The following is a 21,923-nucleotide window of genomic DNA, read 5'->3' on the forward strand; positions in this document are numbered from 1 at the left end:
TCGAGTCCCGGGTCAGTTCGGTCGGGTTCGGTGGTGGCGAGTGTGGCGCACCCCCACCGTAGGACCGGATTCGGGATGCCACACCTCGCGGTGCCTCAAACAGTACGCGTGTCCTGTTTAACGGACAAGACGACACGCGGTGTGGGCTGCGCCATCTGATGCGGGGGTCCCTCAATGAGGGGAATTGGTGCCTACGTTGTGTAAGTTTCCGCTGATGCTTGTGATAGTGGTGTGACTGCAGTGACACGCGGTGTGCGCTGGTGAGCGGAGGTGGCGGTCTTGTTAGGACGGTGCGAGGGGCCGAAGGTGCCGCGCGTCCGCCGGGGACTCAGCGTGAGCACGCTCACGCTGGTGATCTTGTTCGGCGCCGGCGGCACGGGCCTCGCGGCACCCCCGCCGCCGCCCAACCCCAGCGACAGCGAGATCCAGGCCGGCAAGGCCGACGCGAACGCGAAGGCCGGCGAGGTCGGCCGGCTGACCAACCAGCTGGCCCAGGCCGAACAGAAGCTGTCGCAGCTGCAGGACGACGTCGAGCTGAAGCAGGAACAGGCCAACAAGGCCCTGGTCGACCTGCAGACCGCCCAGGACGACGCGGCGCAGGCGGAAAACGACGCCAGCTCCGCGCGGACCGAGGCGGACGCGGCCGCGGCGGCCATCGAGAAGGCGCGGGCGGACCTCAAGACGTTCGCCGCGGCGAGCTTCCAGCAGGGCAGCACCGTGGGCTCGCTCTCGGCCTACCTGAGCGCGGCCAGCCCCAAGGACATGCTCGCCCGCGCCCAGCTGCTCGACGCCGTCGGCGGTGACCGGCTCAACGCCCTCGACCGCCTCCAGCAGGCGCAGACGGAGAAGTCGAACAAGGACGCCGCGGCCCGCAAGGCCGCCGAAATCGCCCAGCAGAAGCAGGACGCGGCCCGCCGGGCGAAGAACAGTGCCGACGCCGCGCAGACCGCCGCCGAGCGGGCGCAGGACAGCCAGGCGACCCAGAACACCCAGCTCGAGAAGAACAAGTCCGACGTCGAGCAGCAGCTTTACGCCGCGCAGGCGAAGGTCGACGGGCTGCAGGGCCAGCGGCAGCGCTACCAGGACTGGCTCGCCCAGAAGCAGCGTGAGGACGAGGAACGCGCCCGCCAGGCCGCGCTCGCGTCCTCGGGCGGCGGTGGCGGTCCGTCGGGCGGAGCGCCTCCTTCGGGGCCGGCCGGCTCGTCGATCGAGGCGGTGATCGCCCGGGCGCTGTCGAAGCTCGGGATGCCGTACGCGTGGGGCGGCGGCAACGCGAGCGGCGCGACCCGCGGTATCCGCGACGGCGGTGTCGCCGACCGCTACGGCGACTACAACAAGATCGGCTTCGATTGCTCCGGCCTGATGATCTTCGCCTTCGCCGGGGTCCGGTCGCTGCCGCACTACAGCGGCTACCAGTACTCGGCGGGACGCCAGGTGCCGCTCTCCCAGATGCGCCGCGGCGACCTGCTGTTCTGGGGCGGCCCGGGCGGCATCCACCACGTCGCCCTCTACCTCGGCGGCGGCCAGATGGTCGAAGCGCCGCAGTCCGGCCTGCGGGTCCGGGTGGCCCCGGTCCGCTACGGCGGGATCATGCCGTACGCGACCCGCCTGGTCGGCTGAAAAACTCACTCGACGCCGTCGTCCCGCCACCACAAGATCACCGGGTGGACGACGAACTGAACGCGCTGCGGCGCACCCGGATGCGCTGGAACACGCCCCTGTCCGAGCCGCACGCGGACCTGCTGCTCGACCGGATGGAGCTCGCCGGGGGACACCTCGCCGACCTCGGCTGCGGCTGGGGCGAGCTGCTGCTGCGGGCCCTCGGCCGGGCGCCGGACCTGCGCGGGACGGGAATCGACACCGACGGGACGGGCCTGGCGCGGGGCAGGGCGGCGGCGTGCGAACGCGGCCTGCAGGAGCGGGTGAAGTGGGTCGAAGCCGACGCCGCGACCTGGGACGTTCCCGCCGAGCGGGCCTTCTGCATCGGCGCCGCCCACATCTTCGGCTCGACGAAGGCCGCGCTCGAAGCGCTCACCCGGGTGGTGCTGCCGTCGGGCCGGCTGCTCTACGGCGACGGGTTCTGGGCGGCGCCGCCGACCCCGGCGGCTCAGGAGATCTTCGGCCCGGACCTGCTGGCCTTGCCGGACCTGCTCGACGCTGCGGACGCCGCCGGCTGGCGCGTCCTGCACCTGAGCACGGCCGGCCAGCTGGAGTGGGACGACTTCGAGTCGACCTCGCGGGCCGGCTGGGCGGAGTGGCTGGCGGCGCACCCGGCCGACCCGCGGGCGGCTGCGGTCCGCGAGTGGCTCGACCGGCGGCTGCGCGAGTACGTCCGCGGCTACCGCGGCGTGCTGGGCTTCACCTACCTCGTCTTGGGCCGCTGAGGCCGGGCGGCCTGGGCTGTCGAGTTCGGTACCGGCGCCCTGCCCAGGTGGCGGGCTTCACCTACCTCCTCTCGGGCCGCTAGATTCCCCGGATGCGCTACGCGGGGATCGTGGTGGCCGGGGGCTCGGCCCGCAGGTTGTCCGGTGTGGACAAGCCGGCCCTGTCGGTCGGCGGCAAGCCGTTGCTGGCCCGCGCGATCCATGCGCTGGAGGGCGCCGAACGGGTGATCGCGGTCGGCCCGCGCCGGCCCGGCTTCGACGTCGTGTGGACCCGGGAACCGGTGCCCGGCACCGGGCCGGTGGCCGCGCTGGCCGCGGGCCTGCTGTTCGTGCCCGACGACGTCGGGACCGTGGTGGTGCTCGCCGCCGACCTCCCGGGCGTCCGCCGGTCCACTGTGGACCGGCTGGTGGCCGCGATCGGCGACGGTGACGGCGCGGCCCTGGTCGACGCGGCGGGGAAGCGGCAGTGGCTGCTGGGCGCGTGGCGGGTCGCCGCCCTTCGCGCGGCGCTGCCGGCAGAGGTCGACAACGCGGCCCTGCGCCGGGTCCTCGGCGGGCTGGCCGTCACGGAGGTCCCGGCGGAACGGGGCGAAGCGGACGACATCGACACGCCCGAGGACCTCGAGCGGCACCGCTGAGCCGGGTCCGCCGGTGGCGGGTCGATGACGGCGGGGATCTCACGCATCGTGGTGACCGGGAGGCCACCGCCGGGGTCCCGGCCGGGGCATCCCCGGCTCCTCTCACCCGGGCGTGCGGCAGGCCGGGCAGGTGCTTCACAGGTGCCACACCGCTGACCGTGTTGGCTGATCGCGGGGCCACGTCCGGCTGTCCGCGTGCCGGATGAGCCGGACGACCGGGGGCGCAGTACGGTCGCACCGCGTGATCACCGTCGCGGGGGCGGCGCACGAGTTTGAGGAGGCAGAGTGACCGAGCCCGGCTACGCCGAGGGCGGGAACGGGCAGCAGCCCGCGACGCCGGCCCGGGACGCCCAGTTGCTGGAGCGGACCGTGTTCGAGGTCAAGCGGATCATCGTCGGCCAGGACCGCCTGGTCGAGCGGATGCTGGTCGGCCTGCTGGCCAAGGGCCACCTGCTGCTCGAAGGCGTGCCCGGCGTGGCGAAGACGCTCGCGGTGGAGACCTTCGCCCGGGTCGTCGGCGGCTCGTTCTCCCGCGTGCAGTTCACGCCCGACCTGGTGCCCGCCGACATCCTGGGCACCCGGATCTACCGCCAGGGCGCCGAGCGCTTCGACGTCGAACTCGGCCCGGTCGTGGCGAACTTCGTGCTCGCCGACGAGATCAACCGCGCGCCCGCCAAGGTCCAATCGGCGATGCTCGAGGTGATGGCCGAGCGGCACGTGTCGATCGGCGGGCAGACGTTCCCGATGCCCGACCCGTTCCTCGTGCTGGCCACGCAGAACCCGATCGAGAACGAGGGTGTCTACCCGCTGCCGGAAGCCCAGCGCGACCGGTTCCTGTTCAAGATCCAGGTCGAGTACCCCACCGCCGAGGAAGAGCGCGAGATCATCTACCGGATGGGCGTCACCCCGCCCACCCCGCACGAGGTGCTCAGCCCGGGCGAGCTGGTCCGGCTGCAGGGCGTCGCGTCGCAGGTGTTCGTGCACCACGCGCTGGTCGACTACGTGGTCCGGCTGGTGCTGACCACCCGGACGCCGAACGAGCACGGCCTCGCCGACGTCGCCGGCTGGGTGTCCTACGGCGCTTCGCCGCGCGCGAGCCTCGGCATCATCGCCGCCGCTCGCGCGCTGGCCCTGGTCCGCGGCCGCGACTACGTGCTGCCGCAGGACGTCGTCGACGTCGTGCCGGACGTGCTGCGCCACCGGCTCGTGCTGTCCTACGACGCGCTGGCCGACGGCGTGCCGATCGACCACATCATCACGCGCGTGCTGCAGACCGTGCCGTTGCCGCAGGTCTCGGCCCGGCCGCAGGGCGGGGCCGGCCAGGGCGGCCCGGTCCCGGCGGGCGCGCCGGTCAGGTAACCCGGTGATGGCGAAGAACGACAAGGGCGAACGCCCTTCGTGGGCGCCGCCGGTCCTGCGGGGCGACCGGCTGGAGGCCGGGCTCCGCACGCTGGAGCTCGACGTCCGCCGCCGGCTCGACGGGCTGCTGCAGGGCAACCACCTCGGCCTGGTGCCGGGGCCGGGGTCCGAGCCCGGCGAGGCGCGTCCGTACCAGCCCGGCGACGACGTGCGCCGGATGGACTGGGCGGTCACCGCCCGCACCACGACCCCGCACATCCGCGAGACCGTGGCCGACCGCGAACTGGAGACGTGGTTGGTCGCCGACCTGTCGGCGAGCCTCGACTTCGGCACCGCCCTGTGCGAGAAGCGCGACCTGGTGGTCTGCGCGGTCGCGGCGGTCGCGCACCTCACCGGGGGCGGCGGCAACCGGATCGGCGCGCTGATCTCCACCGGCGCCGACACGACCCGCATCCCGGCGCGCGGCGGCTTGGCGCACGCCCGCGGGCTGGTGCGCCGGGTCGCCGAGACACCGCGCGCGGCCGAAGGCACCCGGGGCGACTTCGCCCAGGCGCTCGAAGCGCTGCGCCGCCCGCCGCGCCGGCGTGGCCTGGCCGTGGTGATTTCCGACTTCCTGGGCGAGGACTCCTGGGAGCGGCCGCTGCGGGCGCTGGGCGGGCGCCACGAACTGATCGCGATCGAAGTCCTCGACCCGCGCGACGTCGACCTGCCCGAGGTGGGCACCGTCGTGCTGGCCGACCCGGAGACAGGAAAGCAGCGCGAAGTGCACGCGTCGGCCTTGCTGCGCAAGGAGTTCGGGGCCGCGGCCCACGCCCACCGGCAGAAGGTGGCGGCCGGTCTGCGGCGCGCGGGTGCGGCGCACCTGACGCTGCGCACGGACGCCGACTGGATCGCCGACATGGTGCGGTTCGTCGTCGCCCGCAAACGCCGCTGGTCGGGGGGTGTGGCGTGAGGGAGCCTGCGACCGAACCATTCACCACTGCGCTTCCGGCTCAGGCGGCGCCGAGCGTCAGCGAGGTGTGCGCGTGAGCCTGACCGGGTTCGCTTCGCCCTGGTGGTTCCTGCTGCTGATCGCGGTGGCCGCGGTCGCGATCGGGTACGTGCTCGCGCAGCGGGCGCGCCGGAAGCGGACCATGCGGTTCGCGAACCTGGAGCTGCTGGAGAAGGTCGCGCCGAAGAGCCAGGGCTGGGTCCGGCACCTGCCCGCGGTGCTGATCGTGCTGTCCCTGCTGCTGCTCACGGTGGCGCTGGCCGGCCCGACCGCCGAGCAGAAGGTGCCGCGCAACCGGGCGACCGTGATGCTGGTGATCGACGTGTCGCTGTCGATGGAAGCCACCGACGTCCTCCCGACCCGGCTGCAGGCGGCCCAGGAAGCGGCGACCAGCTTCGCGCGGAACATGACGCCGGGGATCAACCTGGGGCTGATCTCGTTCGCGGGCACGGCGACCGTGCTGGTCAACCCGACCACCGACCGCAACGGCGTGATCAGGGCGATCGAAAACCTGAAGCTGGCCCAGTCGACGGCGACCGGCGAGGGCATCTTCGCGGCCCTGCAGTCGGTGGAGAGCTTCTCGACCGTCGTCGGCGGGGCCGACGGGCCGCCGCCGGCGCGGATCGTGCTGATGTCCGACGGCAAGCAGACGGTCCCGGAGGACCTGTACGCGGCGCGCGGCGGGTACACGGCGGCGCAGGCGGCGAAGCAGGCCGGGGTGCCGATCTCGTCGATCTCCTTCGGCACCACCCACGGTTCGGTCACCATCGACGACAAGCCGCAGCCGGTGAGCGTGGACGACGAGTCCCTGCGCGAGATCGCCCGGCTCTCCGGTGGCGAGTTCTACAAGGCGGCGAGCGCCGAAGAGCTCAAAAAGGTTTACGCGGACCTCGGCGAGCAGATCGGCTACGAGCTCAAGGACGCCGACGCGAGCAAGCCGTGGCTGGTGGCCGGCACGCTGATCCTGATGCTGGGCGCGGCGGCCAGCCTCTTCTTCGGGCAGCGGCTCCCGTGACTCAGGCTCGGCGGACGCCGTAGAGGCTTCCGCCGAGCAGGGTCACCCCGGAGAGCACGCCGCTGACGAACGGCACCCACGCCGGGGCGCTCCCGAGCAGGACGAGACCGGCGACGCCGAGCACGGTCAGGACCACGCCGACCACGAGGATCGACCGGGTCTTCCAGGCGGACGCGAGCGCGGCGAAGTGGAGCCCGACGATCGTGGCGATCCAGGCGACGTTGGCCTGGACCGGCGCGTCCAGCAGGCTCAGCACGAAGAACCCGGCGACGAGCAGCACGACCTCGCCCACGACGATGACCCGGTAGCCCGGCCCGAACACCGGCCGGTCTTCGAGCGTCGGCCGCCCGCCCGCGCGCAGGCCGAGGACGACGACGGCGGCGAGCGCGAGAACGGCGAGGGCGCGCAGCACCCAGCCGAGGGCCGCGGGAACCGGGGGACCGGAGTTGACCAGGACGAACACCGTGCCGAACGCGGCGCCGATGAGCACCCCCAGGAACTGCTGTCGCATCCGGGGAACCTACCGGACGGTGATCAAGCGCCCGCGAAGCCGTTCTGCCGCCAGGCTTCGTAGACCGTGATGGCCGCGGAGTTGGCGAGGTTCAGCGACCGGCTCGTCGGCAGCATCGGCAGCCGCACGCGGTCGGTCACCTCCGGCGCCGCCTGGACGTCGGCGGGCAGTCCCACCGACTCCGGTCCGAACATCAGCACGTCGCCCGGGGTGTAGGCGACGTCGGTGTAGAGCCGCGTCGCCGACGCGCTGAACGCGTACACCTTCGCCGGGAGCAGGGCCTGCCACGCCGCATCGAGGCCGGCGTGGACGTGCACGCGGGCCAGGTCGTGGTAGTCGAGCCCGGCGCGGCGCAGCTGCTTGTCCTCCAACGTGAAGCCGAGCGGCTCGACCAGGTGCAGCTCGCAGCCGGTGTTGGCGGCGAGGCGGATCGCGTTGCCGGTGTTGGGCGGGATTTCGGGGTGGTAGAAGAGAACGCGGAACACGGCTCAGTCCCCGAGCAGGTCCGCGTAGACCTTGCGGACCGCGTCGGGCGGCGCGGCCGGGCGCAGCGTGGCCGGGTCGATGAAGACGTACCGGATCGTCGCCGCCGCGATCGGCGTTTCGCCGCGGTGGATCTCGAAGCCGAAGATCAGCGACGTGGTGCCGAAGTGGGTCAGGTACTGCGAGACGAGCAATTCCTCGTCGTACCGGGCGGGCGCGTGGAACTTGAGGTTCGCTTCCGCGACCACGACGTCGGTGCGGTGCGCGAGGAACTCGTCGTGCGAGCCGAAGAGCGCCTTCTCCGCCTCGAAGGCGCACATGTCCACATAGGCCAGGTAGTGGGCGTTGAAGACGATGCCCTGGCCGTCGCACTCGTGGTAACGCACGCGCAGCGGCATCTCGACGATCGGGCGGCGGGGTTCGGTCACCGGGTCAATCTAGCGGTCAGCCGTGCAGCGCCCGGTAAGCGGCCGCCGCGCCCGGCTGCAGCGGCACCGGCTCCGTGCCGATCAGCGTGCGCACGTCCAGGAACTGCGTCCCGACCGCTTCCGCCGGCACCAGCGCCGTGGCGCGCTCCACGAGCAGGCGGACCACCGCCGCGGCCACGTCGTCCGGGAGCGAAGGCGCGCACACCAGCAGGTTGGCCACGCCGATCGTGCTCAGCGCGCCGACTCCGCGGTACGCGCCATCGGGCACCTGGACCTGGTCGTACACCGGTCCGTACGTCGCGCGCAGGGCCGGGACCACCGAATCCAGCGGCAGCAGCGCGATCGGGGTCGTGCGGGTGAGGTCGGCGAGCTTCGGCGTCGGCACCCCGCCCGACCACAGCATCGCGTCGATCCGGCGCCCGGCCAGCGCGCGGACCGCGTCGTCGAACAGCAGGTGCCGGGCGTCCACCGCGACACCCGCCTGCGCGAACACGCGCTCGCCGAGCTGGGCGGCGCCGGAGCCGCTCGCGCCCAGGGACACCGGGCGCCCGGCGAGGCCGGAAAGGGTGCGCACCGGTCCGTCGGCCCGGACCACGAGCTGCAGGTAGTTCTCGTAGACGCGGCCGAGCGCGAGCAGCGGCACCCGCCCGGTGAACGGCGCGTCGCCGCGGACTGCCGTCTGGGCGACGTCGGCGAGCACCAGCCCGAGGTCGGCCTGCCCGCGCCGCACCAGGTCGACGTTGGCGACGCTCGCCTCGGTCGGCACGGCGGTCGCGTGCAGCCGCGGTTCGGCGCGGCTCAGCTCGGCCGCCAGCAGTTCGGCGAAGGCCAGGTAGAACCCGCCGCGCTCGCCCGCGGCGATGGTGACTTCCCGTTCGGGACCGTCGTAGCCGGGTGCCGAACACCCGGCCAGCGCGAGGCCGAGGCCGCCGAGCAGGGCCGTGCGGCGGGTGAGCGTCATCCCGGCACCTCCTGCAGCGGCAGCGTGACGCGGGCTTCGAGCCCGTGCGGACGGGCCTGGCGCAGCTCCAGGACGCCGCCGCGGGTGCGGACCTGCTGGTGGGCGATGGCCAGCCCGAGGCCGGTGCCGCGCGGGGCGCCTTCGCCACCCGCGCGCCAGAACCGCTCGGTGGCCCGGGCCCGGTCCTCAGTGGACAGACCGGGTCCGTCGTCGGCGACGACCAGCGTGGCGGCCGCCGGGCCGGTTTCCCACCGCGTGGTGATCGTCGCGCCGCGACCGGCGTAGTGGACGGCGTTGTCGAGCAGGACGTCGAGGACCTGCGCGAGCTCACCCTCGGGGCAGCGCACGATCACCGGCTCGGCGTGGCCCGGCGGGGGCACGATTGCCGAACCGGCGTCCTCGGCGGCCGGGCGCCAGGCGTCGACGCGCTCGGCGAGCACGGACACCAGGTCGCAGGACTCGTCGGCGCCGCCGGCCGCGACGCGGGTGGCAGTGCTCTCGGCCAGCGCGAGCGCGAGCAGCCCGTCCAGCAGCTTCTCCAGCCGCTCCACCTCGGCGACGGTGGCGCGGTAGGTGGCGTCGTCGCCCTCGATGCGCCCGGCCAGGGAGTCGACGCGCAGCCGCAGCGCGGCCATCGGGTTCCGGAGCTGGTGCGAGGCGTCGGCGACCAGCCGATGCTGCTGCTCGGCCGCCTCGAGGACGGCTTCGGACATCCGGTTCACTTCGGCGGCGAGCGACCGCAGCTCCCGTGGCCCGGCGCGCTCCGGGACGTGCGCGCGGTGCCCGGCGGCCACGGCCAGCACGCCGGTCTCCAGCTCGTGCAGCGGCCGCACCATCCACCGGGCCAGCACCACCGCCAGCAGCACGAACACCACCGCGACCAGCAGGGCGCCGGCGCCGATGGTGCCCCAGCGGGTGGCGACGTCCGCGGCCGCCGCCGTCACCGACGCGCGCAGCACGACGACACCCGAAACGCGGGTGCCGGTGCCGACCGGGCGGGCGAAGTAGGCCGGTTCGGCCGACCAGGGGGAGAGGCCGTCCACGCGCGGCGCCGGCTCGTTGCGCATGGTCGCCTCGACCAGGGCGTGCACCGCCGGGTCGGCCGCGGTCAACCCGCCCGCCTGCACCAGCGGGACGCGCCGGGCATCGACGATGACGACGCCTTCGCCGTACAGCTCGGCGTAGCGCGCCGCGTCCGCGGCGAGCGCGGCCGGGTCGCGGGTGTCGACGGCCTGCTGGGCCAGCACGACGAACCGGTCGACGTCGGCGGTGCGGGAGATGACCAGCTCCTGCGTGCGCTGCTCGGCCGTCGAACCCAGCAGCGGCACGGCGAACGCGGCCACCACCGCGAGGGCGAGGGCGACCAGGACCACCAGGAGCCGGGTGCGCACGCCGGGTCAGTCCCGGCCGAGGCGGTAGCCGAAGCCGCGGATGGTGGTGAGCAGCCCCGGCCGGTCGAGCTTCGCGCGCAGCCCGGTCAGGTGGACGTCGAGCGAGCGCGACACCGCCAGGTAGGCGTCGCCCCAGACCTCGTCCATCAGCTGCTGGCGGCTGACGGCGGTGCCGGGACGGTGGGCGAGCACGGCCAGGATCTCGAACTCCTTGGTCGTCAGCGCGATGTCGTGCCCGGCGACCAGGACCCGGCGGGCGCCGAAGTCGACCTCGACGTCTTCGACGCGCACGACGTCGCCCGCGGGCGCGGTGCGGGCCACCGCGCGGCGCACGACCGCGTCCATCCGGGCCAGCAGCTCGGCCAGCCGCACCGGCTTGGTCAGGTAGTCGTCGGCGCCGAGCCGCAGCCCGCGCACCACCGACCGTTCGTCGCCGCGGGCGGTCAGCACGATGACCGGGACCGGCGAAACGGCCCGGATCTTGCGCAGCACGTCCAGGCCGTCGAGGTCGGGCAACCCGAGGTCGAGCAGGACGAGGTCGGCGGCGCGGTGGTGGTGCAGGGCGTCGGCCCCGCGGGCGACGCTGGTGACCGGATGGCCGCGCGCGTGCAGCGACTCGGCGAGCGCGCCGGCGACCCCGGCGTCGTCTTCGACGAGGAGCACGCGCACGGCCATCCCCTTCGTCAGCGCTCTTCCAGCTCGGAGGTCTTCGAGGTTTCCCGCATTGTGCCGTAGACGATCAGGGAGACCAGGACACAGCCCGCGACGTACCAGAAGAACACCGTCTCGTGCCCGGCGCTCTTCAGCGCCTGCGCGATGAGCTCCGCGGTGCCGCCGAAGATCGCCACGGTCAGCGCGTACGGCAGCCCGACGCCCAGCGCCCGGATCTTCGTCGGGAACAGCTCCGCCTTCACGATCGCGTTGATCGAGGTGTACCCGGCGACGATCACCAGCCCGGCCAGCACCAGGAAGAACGCGCCGACGGGATTGCGGGTCGAGCCCATCACCGTCATCAGCGGGACGGTGAGCAGCGTGCCGCCGATGCCGAAGAACAGCAGCAGCGGACGGCGGCCGATCCGGTCGGACAGCCGCCCGAACACCGGCTGCAGGACCGCGGCGACGAGGATCGCGCAGAACAGCACGACGGTGACCTGCCGCCGCGGGATGTGCGCGGTGTTCTCCAGGAACTTCTGGCTGTAGGTGGCGAAGGTGTAGAAGCCGACCGTGCCGCCGAGGGTCAGGCCGACGACGAGGGCGATCTCCTTGGGGTACTTGGCGAGCGTGCGCAGCGTGCCGCGGTCGCTTCCCTTGTCCTCGTCCGCTTCGCGCTGGTAGCTCGCCGACTCGTCCATCCCGCGGCGCAGCCACATCACCGTCAGCGCGGCGACCGTGCCGACGGCGAACGCGATCCGCCAGCCCCACGACGTCAGCTGCTGTTCGGTGAGCACGGCCTGCAGGATCAGCTGGAGTCCCAGGGCCAGCAGCTGGCCGCCGTAGAGCGTCACGTACTGGAAGCTCGAGTAGAAGCCGCGCTTGCCAGGAGTGGCCACTTCGGACAGGTAGGTCGCCGAGGTGGAGTACTCGCCGCCGACGGACAGGCCCTGGATGAGCCGCGCGATCAGCAGCAGGATCGGCGCGGCGATGCCGATCGTGTGGTAGCTCGGCGTGACGGCGATCAGCAGCGAGCCGCCCGCCATCAGCGTCACCGACAGCACCAGCGCGCGGCGCCGGCCGAACCGGTCGGCGAACCGGCCGAGCATCCACCCGCCCAGCGGCCGCATGAGGAACCCGACGGCGAACACCGCGGCGGTCCCGAGGAACGCGGCGGTCGTGTCCGACGTCGGGAAGAACGACTTGGCGAAGTACGTGGTGAACGCCGCATAGGCGTACCAGTCGTACCACTCGATCAAGTTGCCGATCGAGCCGCGCAGCACGTTGCCGATAACGCGGTTCTCGCTCACGCCCGCGGCTTCGGCACCGCTGATCCGGGTTGTCATCGTCGACCTCCTGTGTTGCGACTCACGGTGACCAACCAGCGGGTAACCAGCAAGGTCGGGAGGCAGTTCCTAACACCCGCTTAGGACGGTCGAGGCGAGCCCGGGCGCGGGTGCGCGACCCGGCGGCGCTGCCGATAACCTCGTGCGCGGCAGCAGCGCGAGTTCACGAAAAGGGAGAACACAGTGGGACGGTCGGTTCTGGTCACCGGGGGCAACCGGGGCATCGGTCTGGCGATCGCCCGGGACCTCGCCGCACAGGGGCACCAGGTCGCCGTCACGCACCGTGGTTCGGGTGCGCCCGAAGGGCTGTTCGGCGTGCAGGCCGACGTCACCGACACCGAGCAGGTCGACGCGGCCTTCAAGCTCGTCGAGGAGCACCAGGGCCCGGTCGAGGTGCTTGTGTCCAACGCCGGCCTGACCGACGACACGCTGCTGATGCGGATGAGCGACGAGCAGTTCGAGCGCGTCATCAACGCCAACCTGACCGGCGCCTACCGCGTCGCCAAGCGCGCCTCCCGGGGCATGCTGCGCGGCAAGTGGGGCCGGTTCGTCTTCATCTCCTCGGTCGTCGGCCTCTCCGGTTCGGCCGGCCAGGCGAACTACGCCGCGTCGAAGGCCGGCCTGGTCGGGTTCGCCCGGTCGCTGGCCCGGGAGCTCGGCTCGCGCAACATCACCGCGAACGTCGTCGCGCCCGGGTTCGTGCACACCGACATGACCGACGAGCTCCCCGAGGCGCGCAAGAAGGAGATCCTCGCGCAGGTGCCCTCCGGCCGGTACGCCGAACCGTCGGAGATCGCCGCCGCCGTGCGCTACCTGGCCTCCGACGAAGCCGGCTACGTCAACGGCGCCGTGCTGCCCGTCGACGGCGGCCTCGGCCTCGGCCACTGACGTCTTTCGACGACATCGACTTCACCCAGAACCAAGACTTGGAGGACCCGTGCCCGGACTGCTCGAAGGCAAGCGCCTGCTGATCACCGGCATCATCACCGATGCTTCGCTCGCCTTCCACGCGGCCAAGATCGCGCAGCAGGAGGGCGCGAAGGTGGTGCTGACCGGCTTCGGCCGCATGTCGCTGGTCGAACGCATCGCGAAGCGGCTGCCCGAAGAGGCGCCGGTGATCGAGCTCGACGTCACCAACCAGGAGCACCTCGACGGGCTCGCGGACAAGGTCCGCGAGCACGTCGACGGCCTCGACGGCGTGCTGCACTCGATCGGCTTCGCGCCGCAGACCTGCCTCGGCGCGCCGTTCATGGACGCGCCGGCCGAGGACGTCAAGACCGCGATCGAGATCTCGACGTACTCGTACATGTCGCTGGCGAAGGCGTGCCTGCCGCTGCTCGGCCGCGGTGCGTCGTACGTCGGCATGGACTTCGACGCGCGCGTCGCGTGGCCGGTCTACAACTGGATGGGCGTCGCGAAGGCCGGCCTGGAGTCGGTCAACCGGTACCTGGCCAAGGAGCTGGGGCCGCAGGGCATCCGCGTCAACCTGGTCAGCGCGGGCCCGATGAAGACGATGGCCGCGAAGTCCATCCCGGGCTTCGTCGACCTCGAGGACGGCTGGGGCGAGCGCGCGCCGCTCGGCTGGGACAGCACGGACCCGGACCCGGTGGCCAAGAGCGTCTGCGCGGTCCTGTCGGACTGGCTCCCCGCCACCACCGGCTCGATGATCATGGTCGACGGCGGGGTCCACTTCCTCGGCGTCTGAGAACCTCTATACGGCCACGAGCTCACGGTCGTCGCTGCGCTGGACGGCGGCGGCGACCGTGAGCGCGGCCAGTGTGGCCACGCCGAGGGCGATGCCGGTCCAGGCGACGCTCGGGAAGCCGAGCCCGGCGTCGATCGCGACGCCGCCCAGCCACGGCCCGGCGGTGTTGCCGACGTTGAACGCCGCCGTCGTGCTGGCGCCGACGAGCGTCGGCGCGTCCCCGGCGGCCTGGAAGGCGCGGAGGTTCAGCGCCGGGTTGGCACCGAACGCGGCCACGCCGAAGACGAGCACGGCCGCGATGGCCACGAACGCGTCCGTGGTCAGGGCGAGCACCAGCAGGGCCGCCAGCGCGAGCGCCAGGCAGCCGTAGAGCGTCGCGAACGGCCGCCGGTCGGCCAGCCGGCCACCCGCGCTGATCCCGATCAGCGCGCCGGCGCCGAACAGCGCCAGGACCCCGGGCACCCAGCCCTCGGGCAGGCCGTCGGTCTCGGTCAGCAACGGCGCCAGGTAGCTGAACGCGGCGAAGATCATGGCTTGCGCCAGCGCGATCACGCCGAGCGCGAGCCACACCCGGCCACGCCGGTAGAGCCGCAGTTCACCGCGGACGCTGACCGCGTCGCCGGTCGTTTCGGGCACCAGCGCCGCCACGCCGGCCACCGCCACCAGCGTCACCGCGGCCACCGCCCAGAACGCCGCGCGCCAGCCCGCGTGCTGGCCGAGGAACGTGCCCGCCGGGACGCCGGCGATGTTGGCCACGGTCAGGCCGCCGACCAGCACGGCCATCGCGCGGCCGCGCCGGGCGACGGGCACGAGGGCGATCGTGGTGGCCAGGGCGACGGCCCAGAACCCGGCGCACGCGAAGGCCGCCACCACCCGGGTCGCGAACAGGACGGCATAGCTGCCGGCGAGCGCCCCGACGACGTGCGCCGCGGCGAACACGCCCAGCAGCACCAGGAGCGTGCGGCGGCGGGGGAGCCGGAGGGTGCCGATCGCCAGCAGCGGCGCGCCGACCACCATCCCGACGGCGAACGCCGAGATCAGCAGCCCGGCGTCGGGGATGCTCACCTGCAGGTCGGCGGCCATGCCGGGGAGCAGGCCGGTGATCATGAACTCGGACGTGCCCAGCGCGAACACGCTGAGCCCGAGGACGAAGACGGCCAGGGGCATCGGTTCTCCTCCAGATTGTGTATCGATCAGTTCAAAACTGGGGCAGCATCGACGGACGTCCGGGATTCGGCGGGGTCAGCGGGCGACGATCGCCGAAAGCGCGATGTCGGCGACGGCGTGCATGCGGTCGCGGCTGGTACCGCGGCGGGCCATCACGCGCAGGCCCGAGGTGGTGCTGAGCAGGTACTCCGCCACGTCGGCGGGGTCCAGGCCGTCCCGGAGGCTGCCGTCGAGCACGCCCTCGCGGACGCACTCGGCGAACATGGCCAGATTCCGGTCGGTGTCGGCCTGCAGGGCGGCGCCCACTTCGTCGTCGGGCACCCCCAGTTCGGCCAGGGTGTTGACCACCAGGCAGCCGCGGCGGTGCTCTTCGAGGTCGTCTTCGATGGCGCTGTCGAGGACCGCGGTCAGCCGCTCGGCCGCGGTGCCCGGCCCGTCGAGAATCGCCTGGCGCTTGTCCAGCTGGGTGCTGGTGTAGTGGGCCAGCGAACGCCCGAACAGCGCTCGCTTGCTGGTGAAGGTGTTGTAGACGCTGCTGCGGCCGAGCCCGGTGGCGTCGCACAGGTCCTGCGTCGACGTCGCTTCGTAGCCGTGTTCCCAGAAGGCGTGCATCGCCTTCTCGACGGCGGCGGTCTCGTCGAACTCCCGTGGCCTGGCCATGGGGACACCGTACCAGAGTTTTGTACTGTTCGATTCATAACCGGCCCGGGTCGGCGTGCGGGCCGCCACATCGGCAAGATGACGGGGTGGGATACGACGCGTTGCTGTGGCTTTCGTTCGGCGGCCCGGAAGGGCCCGACGACGTCATGCCGTTCCTCGAGAACGTCACCAGAGGCCGCGGGGTGCCGCGCGAGCGGCTGCTGGAGGTCGCCGAGCACTACCAGCACTTCGGCGGGGTCTCGCCGATCAACAAGCTGAACCGCGACGCCATGGCGGCGGTGGAGAAGCAGCTCGCGGGCGCCGGCATGGAGCTGCCGGTGCACTTCGGCAACCGCAACTGGCACCCGATGGTCGAGGACACCCTCGCCGCGCTGACCGCGGAAGGCGCGAAGCGGATCCTGGTCTTCCCCACCAGCGCGTACGGCGGCTACTCGGCGTGCCGCCAGTACGACGAGGACATCGAGCGCGCCCGCGCGGCGGTCGGCGACGGTGCCCCCGAACTCGTGAAGATCCGCCAGTTCTTCGACCACCCGCTGTTCGTCTCGGCGGTCGCCGACGCCGTGCGCGCGGCCCACGCGTCGCTGGGCAACGAGCCGGGGATCCGCACGGTGTTCACGGCGCACTCGGTGCCGGAGAGCGCCGACCGCGCCTCGGGGCCGCCCGCGGAAGGCGGCCGCCGCTACTCGCGTCAGATCGCGGAGGCGGCCCGCTTGGTCGCCGCCGAGGCGGGCATCGCCGAGTACGACGTCGTGTGGCAGTCCCGGTCCGGGCCGCCGCAGGTGCCGTGGCTGGAGCCGGACATCGTCGACCACATCGACGCCCTGCACGCCGACGGCGTGCGCGGGGTGGTCGTGTCGCCGATCGGGTTCGTGTCCGACCACCTCGAAGTGATCTGGGACCTGGACAACGAGGCGGCGGAACGCGCGGCGGAGCACGGGATGGCGTTCGCCCGCGCGGCGACGGCGGGCAGCGACCCGCGGTTCGCGGAGCTGGTGGTGGAGCTGATCCGCGAGCACACGCACGGGGTGGCGCCGCGGAAGCTGTCAGCGTTTCCGTCCGCGGGCTGCACGGTCAACGGCGTGCCCTGCGCGATCGGCTGCTGCGAACCGGCGAAGCGCCCGGGCCGTTAGGTCCGGCGCCCCACGAGGTGGAAGGCGCGGCTGAGCCGGCGGTAGGGATCCCGCCGGCCGGCCGCGAACTCGACGGCCGCCACGCGCTCGGTTTCGGCCGGGTCCGGCCCGGCGCCGCTGAGGTCGAGCCAGTCGACGAACAGCCAGACTCCGTACCACGCAACGGGTTCCACCCCGCGGCTGCGGAGGGACTCGCTCAGCTCGGCCACCGTGTCGGCCCGCGTCGGCAGGCCCAGGACGCCGATTTCGGTGCGGGCGTCGAACGCGGCCAGGGCGTCCTCCCAGCGTCCTTCCATCGCCGGGCGCACCGCCGCGGCGTCGGCGTTGCCCGTCATGATCGAGACGAGACCGCCGGGGGCGGCGCACCGGCACAGCTGGTCGAGCACGGGCTCCGGCCGCTCCAGGTATCCGAGCACGCCGTGGCACAGGACGGCGTCGAAGCGACGGCCGCCGACTGCCTCCTCGGCGTTCGCGGCGTCGGCTTCCCGCAGCGTCACCCGGCCCTGCAGGGACGCCGGTAGCCGCTGCCGGGCTTTCGCCAGCATCGCCGCCGACGAGTCGAGCAAGGTGACGTCGTAGCCCGCGCGGGCCAGCGGGAACGACTGGTGCCCGGCACCGCCGCCGACGTCGAGCACGGAGGCCGGCGGGGCGGGCAGGTGCTCCAGGAGCTGCCGGTGCATCACGTACGTGCGCACCCGCCCCTTCACGGACGCGTAGGCACCCTCGGCGAACTCGTCGGCCACCGCCGCCCAGGTGTCGTCCGTCATCGCGGAAGGCTCAGCCTTCGCGGGCCGTCTGCTCCGCGAACACCCGCACGGCCTCGTTGACCGCCGCGCAGCGGGCCGTGCGGACCGCGTCCGACAGCGGCCGCAGCGCCTGGGCCCGCAGCGTCGACGCCGAGGCCGACAACGCGCCACCCGGGTCGTCCGACGACGCGATCGCCAGGATCGCCGCGATCTCCTCGGCGCGCTGCAGCACCCGCAGCGCGCGCCCCGGTGTGCCCGCCGGCCAGTCGACGTCCGGGCGGGACCGCAGGTGGGCCGACAGCTCCGCGCGCACGCCCGGCCGGTCCGAGGCCACGTCCAGCGTCTGCAGCGCCCCGGCGCTGGCCCGGATCGCGTCCGTCAGCCCGTGCTCGGCCTCGCCGAGCGCCAGGTACTCCGGCGTCGCCGCCGACGTCAGCGAGTAGACCGTCCAGCGGACCAGGCCTTCGGCGATCGGCTCCGGCACCAGGCCGAATCCGAAGTCGGGGAGCACCAGCGCGTCGCCCGCGCGCAACGCCGCTTCGGTGAACGGGCCGCCGCCACCGAGGCCGCGGACGTCGCCCGGGACCGGGAGCACCAGCTGCAGGGATTTCGCTCCTTGCGAACGCAGCGCCATCAGCAGCTGCACCGGGGTGGCCGCCCGGTTGAACGCCAGCGGGAGCGCGAACGCCTCGGCCGCGGCCGCGTCGGCGGCCACGACGTCGTGGGCCTCACCCCACGCGAGCAGGGCATCGAGGACATCGTCGGACGCGGCGGCCCCGTTGAGCCACGCGCTCGACCAGACGGCGAAAGTCGCACTGGGACGGCACACGACGCCCTATTTTACCGGCTCGCCCGCGATGCCCGGAGCGCGGCCACGCTGGAGCCGCTCCACGTCGACGGGCCGCCGATCCGGCAGTAGCGTCGACCGGGTGAACGCTGTTCCAGACGCTCTTCCCCGCACCGCCGGGGCCCTGCGCGCGGCCGGGTACGAACCGCGCCCGATCGCGCAAGAGATCCACGACAACCTGCTGACCGCCCTCAAGAACGGCGAAGACGCCTGGCCCGGCATCGTCGGGTTCTCCCGCACGGTGCTGCCGCAGCTCGAGCGCGCGCTGCTGGCCGGCCACGACGTCGTCCTGCTCGGCGAGCGCGGCCAGGGCAAGACCCGCCTGCTGCGCACCCTGGCCGGCCTGCTCGACGAGTGGACGCCCGTCATCGAGGGCGCCGAGCTGGGCGAACACCCGCTGCAGCCGATCACGCCGGCGTCGATCCGGCGTGCGGCCGAGCTCGGCGACGACCTGCCGGTGGCCTGGCGCCACCGCTCCGAGCGCTACACCGAGAAGCTCGCCACGCCGGACACCTCCGTCGGCGACCTGATCGGCGACGTCGACCCGGTGAAGGTCGCCGAAGGCCGCAGCCTCGGCGACCCGGAGACGATCCACTTCGGGCTCGTCCCGCGTGCCCACCGCGGCATCGTCGCCATCAACGAGCTGCCCGACCTCGCCGAGCGCATCCAGGTCGCGCTGCTGAACGTGATGGAGGAGCGCGACATCCAGGTCCGCGGCTACACGCTGCGGCTGCCACTGGACGTCCTGCTCGTCGCGACCGCGAACCCCGAGGACTACACCAACCGCGGCCGGATCATCACGCCGCTGAAGGACCGCTTCGGCGCCGAGATCCGCACGCACTACCCGCTCGACGTCGAGGCGGAGGTCGCGGTCGTCAAGCAGGAAGCGAACCTCGTCGCCGAGGTCGGCGAGCCGCTGCTGGAAGTGCTCGCCCGGTTCGTCCGGAACCTCCGCGAGTCGACGGTGATCGACCAGCGCTCCGGCGTGTCGGCGCGGTTCGCCGTCGCCGCGGCGGAGACCGTGGCGGCCGCGGCCCTGCGGCGCTCGGCGCTGACGGGGGAGGAGCCCGCCGTGGCGCGCCCGGTCGACCTCGACGCCGTTCCGTCGGTGCTGCGCGGCAAGATCGAGTTCGAGCCCGGCGAAGAAGGCCGCGAGATCGAGCACCTCGTGCACCTGCTGCGCCTCGCGATCGCCGAAACCGCGCGTGACCGGTTCGCCGGCCTGGACCTGCGGCCGCTGGCCGACGCGGTCGGCGACGGTCACCTGGTGTCGACCGGCGAGCGCGTGCCGGGCAAGGACGTCCTCGAAGCGCTGCCGGAACTGCCGGTGCTGCACGAGGTCGCCCGGCGCGCCGGCGTCGCCGCCGACGAGCCCGCCGGGCGGATCGCGGCCGCCGTCGAACTGGCCCTCGAATCGCTGTTCCTGTCGCGAAGGCTCGCGAAGGACTCCGACGACACGACGACCGTCTACGGCCGATGACCGCGGTCCCGCTTCCCGACGGCTACTCCTACGGCCCGTGGCACGACGGGCCGGACCCGCTCGCGCCGCCGGCCGACCTGCGTGACGCGCTCGACGAGATCGGCCGGGACGTCATGGCCGGGGCGTCGCCGCGCTCCGCGCTGGAGGAGATGCTGCGGCGTGGCACCGACCGCACCGCGGGCCTCGACGAGCTGAGCCGGCGGCTCTGGCAGCGCCGCTCGCAGATCCAGCGGCGCAACAACCTGAACGGCACCCTGCAGGAGGTCCAGCGCCTGCTGCAGGAGGCCCTCGACGCCGAACGCCGTGAGCTGTTCCCGGACCCGGACGACGACGCCCGGTTCCGGGAGGCCCAGCTCGACGCGCTGCCGCCGGGCACGGCCGCGGCCGTCAACGAGCTCGCGGACTACGACTGGCGCTCGGAACAGGGCCGGGAGAACTACCAGCAGATCCGGGACCTGCTGGGCCAGGAGCTGATGGAGTCCCGGTTCCAGGGCATGAAGCAGGCCCTGCAGAACGCCGGGCCCGAGGACGTCGAGCGGATCAACGAGATGCTCGGCGACCTCAACGACCTGCTCGACGCCCACGCCCGCGGCGCTGAAGACATCCAGCAGCGCTTCGAGGACTTCATGGGCAAGCACGGCGAGTTCTTCCCGGAGAACCCGCGCACCGTCGAGGAGCTGATCGACGCGCTCGCGGAGCGGTCGGCGGCCGCGCAGCGCATGCTCAACTCGATGTCGGCCGAGCAGCGCGCCGAACTCGCCGAGCTGACCCAGCAGGCGTTCGGCGACCCGCGGCTGGCGCAGCAGCTGTCCCGGTTGGACAGTCAGCTGCAGGCGGCCCGGCCGGGCGAGGACTGGACTGGCTCCTCGCGCTTCCGCGGCAACAACCCGCTGGGCATGGGCGAAGGCGCGCAGGCCATGCAGGATCTGGCCGAGCTGGACGCGCTGGCCGAGCAGCTCGGCCAGTCCTACCCGGGCGCGCGGCTGGAGGACATCGACCTGGAGGCGCTCGAGCGCCAGCTCGGCAAGGACGCGGGTGTCGACGCCCGGCGGCTGGCCGAACTGGAGCGCGAGCTGCGCCGCCAGGGCCTGTTCGAACGGGCCGCCGACGGCTCGCTGCGGTTGTCGCCCAAGGCGTTGCGGCGCCTCGGCGAGACGGCGCTGTCCGACATCGTGAACGCGCTGCGCGGCAAGACCGGCGAACGCGAAACCGAGTCGGCGGGCGCGGCCGGCGAGCCCACCGGCGCGTCGCGGCCGTGGCGGTTCGGCGACATGCAGCCCTGGGACGTGCCGCGCACCATCCGCAACGCCGTGCTGCGCTCGGTGTCGGCGGGGGAGCGGCAGGTGCACCTCGACGTCGAGGACGTCGAGGTGGTGGAGACCGAGCACCGGACGCGCGCGGCGGTGGCGCTGCTGGTCGACACGTCGTGGTCGATGGTGTCGGAAGGGCGCTGGCTGCCGATGAAGCGCACGGCGCTCGCGCTGCACCAGCTGATCAGCACCCGCTTCCGCAACGACGCGCTGCAGCTGATCACGTTCGGCCGCTACGCGCAGTCGATGGAGCTGCCGGAGCTGGTCGGCCTGGAGGGCGCGTGGGAACAGGGCACCAACGCCCACCACGGGCTGCTGCTGGCCGGGCAGCACCTGCGGCGGCACCCGGACGCCCAGCCGGTGGTCCTGATGGTCACCGACGGCGAGCCGACGGCCCACCTGGAACCCGACGGCGAGGCGGTCTTCGACTACCCGCCCCAGCCGCGGACCCTCCACAAGACACTGTCCGAAGTGGACCGGCTGGCCAAGCTGGGTGCCTCGATTTCGGTGTTCCGCCTGGGTGACGACCCGCGCCTCACGGCGTTCGTGGACCTGATCGCCCGCCGCTCGGGCGGCCGGGTGATCGCCCCGGACCTGGACGGCCTCGGCGCCGCCGTCGTCGGCGACTACCTGCGCACCCGCCGATAGCCGTTCTGCCGCGCCGGTCGTGGGGGGGGGGGGGGGGGGGGTGATGGAGGGGCGACACACAACACCCACACC

Annotated in this window: 22 protein-coding genes; 11 read left to right on the forward strand and 11 right to left on the reverse strand. The window is 73.1% G+C overall.

All coding sequences use genetic code 11. The features are described from left to right. The first annotated feature begins 306 nt into the window (after positions 1-306). The 6 genes from AB0M93_RS05165 to AB0M93_RS05190 all read left to right on the forward strand — a co-directional run bounded on the left by AB0M93_RS05165 (position 307) and on the right by AB0M93_RS05190 (position 6,387). A complete protein-coding gene (locus AB0M93_RS05165; RefSeq protein WP_364268547.1) occupies positions 307-1,620 on the forward strand; it encodes an NlpC/P60 family protein in 1,314 nt (437 codons plus the stop codon). Positions 1,621-1,664: 44 nt separating this feature from the next. Then, complete coding sequence (locus tag AB0M93_RS05170) at positions 1,665-2,384, forward strand: class I SAM-dependent methyltransferase (protein ID WP_364268549.1); 720 nt, start codon at positions 1,665-1,667, stop codon at positions 2,382-2,384. 92 nt (positions 2,385-2,476) lie between these two features. Next, positions 2,477-3,022 (forward strand): molybdenum cofactor guanylyltransferase, encoded by a 546-nt coding sequence (locus AB0M93_RS05175; protein ID WP_364268551.1) that lies wholly within the window; start codon positions 2,477-2,479, stop codon positions 3,020-3,022. Positions 3,023-3,307: 285 nt separating this feature from the next. Next, the gene (locus AB0M93_RS05180) at positions 3,308-4,381 is read left to right on the forward strand and encodes an AAA family ATPase (RefSeq protein WP_364268553.1); all 1,074 of its coding nucleotides are present in this window, start codon (positions 3,308-3,310) and stop codon (positions 4,379-4,381) included. Positions 4,382-4,388: 7 nt separating this feature from the next. After that, positions 4,389-5,333 carry a DUF58 domain-containing protein gene (locus AB0M93_RS05185; RefSeq protein WP_364268555.1) on the forward strand — a complete coding sequence of 315 codons (945 nt, stop codon included), beginning with the start codon at positions 4,389-4,391 and terminating at the stop codon, positions 5,331-5,333. Positions 5,334-5,406: 73 nt separating this feature from the next. Further along, positions 5,407-6,387 carry a VWA domain-containing protein gene (locus tag AB0M93_RS05190; RefSeq protein ID WP_364268557.1) on the forward strand — a complete coding sequence of 327 codons (981 nt, stop codon included), beginning with the start codon at positions 5,407-5,409 and terminating at the stop codon, positions 6,385-6,387. Between the two features lies 1 nt (position 6,388). Here AB0M93_RS05190 and AB0M93_RS05195 read toward each other — a convergent pair whose 3' ends face one another. The 7 genes from AB0M93_RS05195 to AB0M93_RS05225 are packed head-to-tail and all read right to left on the reverse strand — an operon-like array spanning position 6,389 to position 12,158. Then, positions 6,389-6,898, reverse strand: a complete 510-nt coding sequence (locus tag AB0M93_RS05195) for a hypothetical protein (protein ID WP_364268559.1) — start codon at positions 6,896-6,898, stop codon at positions 6,389-6,391. A 23-nt stretch (positions 6,899-6,921) separates the two neighbouring features. Continuing rightward, positions 6,922-7,383 (reverse strand): tRNA (cytidine(34)-2'-O)-methyltransferase, encoded by a 462-nt coding sequence (locus tag AB0M93_RS05200; RefSeq protein ID WP_364268561.1) that lies wholly within the window; start codon positions 7,381-7,383, stop codon positions 6,922-6,924. A gap of 3 nt (positions 7,384-7,386) precedes the next feature. Beyond that, entirely contained in the window at positions 7,387-7,809 is a 423-nt protein-coding gene (locus AB0M93_RS05205; RefSeq protein WP_364268563.1) for a thioesterase family protein, read from the reverse strand. 16 nt (positions 7,810-7,825) lie between these two features. Next, positions 7,826-8,770 (reverse strand): TAXI family TRAP transporter solute-binding subunit, encoded by a 945-nt coding sequence (locus tag AB0M93_RS05210; RefSeq protein WP_364268565.1) that lies wholly within the window; start codon positions 8,768-8,770, stop codon positions 7,826-7,828. Then, entirely contained in the window at positions 8,767-10,161 is a 1,395-nt protein-coding gene (locus AB0M93_RS05215) for a HAMP domain-containing sensor histidine kinase (RefSeq protein ID WP_364268567.1), read from the reverse strand. The genes AB0M93_RS05210 and AB0M93_RS05215 overlap by 4 nt, the downstream gene beginning before the upstream one ends. A gap of 6 nt (positions 10,162-10,167) precedes the next feature. Then, positions 10,168-10,836 (reverse strand): response regulator transcription factor, encoded by a 669-nt coding sequence (locus AB0M93_RS05220; protein WP_364268569.1) that lies wholly within the window; start codon positions 10,834-10,836, stop codon positions 10,168-10,170. 8 nt (positions 10,837-10,844) lie between these two features. Beyond that, on the reverse strand, positions 10,845-12,158 hold the full coding sequence (locus AB0M93_RS05225) for an MFS transporter (RefSeq protein ID WP_364268571.1): 1,314 nt from the start codon (positions 12,156-12,158) through the stop codon (positions 10,845-10,847). Positions 12,159-12,341: 183 nt separating this feature from the next. On the opposite strand from AB0M93_RS05225, the gene AB0M93_RS05230 reads away from it, so the two are divergent. Both AB0M93_RS05230 and fabI read left to right on the forward strand, forming a co-directional pair. Further along, on the forward strand, positions 12,342-13,046 hold the full coding sequence (locus AB0M93_RS05230) for a beta-ketoacyl-ACP reductase (protein ID WP_364268573.1): 705 nt from the start codon (positions 12,342-12,344) through the stop codon (positions 13,044-13,046). A gap of 49 nt (positions 13,047-13,095) precedes the next feature. Further along, positions 13,096-13,863, forward strand: a complete 768-nt coding sequence (gene fabI / locus AB0M93_RS05235) for an enoyl-ACP reductase FabI (RefSeq protein WP_004562814.1) — start codon at positions 13,096-13,098, stop codon at positions 13,861-13,863. Positions 13,864-13,869: 6 nt separating this feature from the next. On the opposite strand, the gene AB0M93_RS05240 is transcribed toward fabI, so the two are convergent. Together AB0M93_RS05240 and AB0M93_RS05245 are read right to left on the reverse strand one after the other, a co-directional pair. Continuing rightward, on the reverse strand, positions 13,870-15,030 hold the full coding sequence (locus tag AB0M93_RS05240) for a Cmx/CmrA family chloramphenicol efflux MFS transporter (RefSeq protein WP_364268575.1): 1,161 nt from the start codon (positions 15,028-15,030) through the stop codon (positions 13,870-13,872). Between the two features lie 75 nt (positions 15,031-15,105). Then, complete coding sequence (locus AB0M93_RS05245) at positions 15,106-15,690, reverse strand: TetR/AcrR family transcriptional regulator (protein WP_364268576.1); 585 nt, start codon at positions 15,688-15,690, stop codon at positions 15,106-15,108. 86 nt (positions 15,691-15,776) lie between these two features. Between AB0M93_RS05245 and AB0M93_RS05250 the strand changes: the two genes are divergently transcribed. Further along, positions 15,777-16,820 carry a ferrochelatase gene (locus tag AB0M93_RS05250; RefSeq protein ID WP_364268578.1) on the forward strand — a complete coding sequence of 348 codons (1,044 nt, stop codon included), beginning with the start codon at positions 15,777-15,779 and terminating at the stop codon, positions 16,818-16,820. Here the strand turns inward: AB0M93_RS05250 and AB0M93_RS05255 are convergent. Together AB0M93_RS05255 and AB0M93_RS05260 are read right to left on the reverse strand one after the other, a co-directional pair. Next, complete coding sequence (locus AB0M93_RS05255; RefSeq protein WP_364268579.1) at positions 16,817-17,587, reverse strand: methyltransferase; 771 nt, start codon at positions 17,585-17,587, stop codon at positions 16,817-16,819. The two genes, AB0M93_RS05250 and AB0M93_RS05255, sit on opposite strands and share 4 nt — an antisense overlap. Positions 17,588-17,597: 10 nt before the next feature. Then, complete coding sequence (locus AB0M93_RS05260) at positions 17,598-18,395, reverse strand: hypothetical protein (RefSeq protein WP_364268580.1); 798 nt, start codon at positions 18,393-18,395, stop codon at positions 17,598-17,600. A 100-nt stretch (positions 18,396-18,495) separates the two neighbouring features. Here AB0M93_RS05260 and AB0M93_RS05265 point away from each other — a divergent pair, with 100 nt between their 5' ends. Beyond that, a complete protein-coding gene (locus AB0M93_RS05265) occupies positions 18,496-19,893 on the forward strand; it encodes an ATP-binding protein (protein ID WP_364268581.1) in 1,398 nt (465 codons plus the stop codon). Further along, positions 19,890-21,851, forward strand: coding sequence for a VWA domain-containing protein (locus AB0M93_RS05270; protein ID WP_364268583.1), 1,962 nt, complete (start codon positions 19,890-19,892; stop codon positions 21,849-21,851). Before AB0M93_RS05265 ends, AB0M93_RS05270 begins: the two co-directional genes overlap by 4 nt. Positions 21,852-21,923 lie beyond the last annotated feature (72 nt).

Origin of the sequence: Amycolatopsis sp. NPDC051102 (assembly GCF_040682815.1) — a bacterium.
Classification (GTDB): domain Bacteria; phylum Actinomycetota; class Actinomycetes; order Mycobacteriales; family Pseudonocardiaceae; genus Amycolatopsis.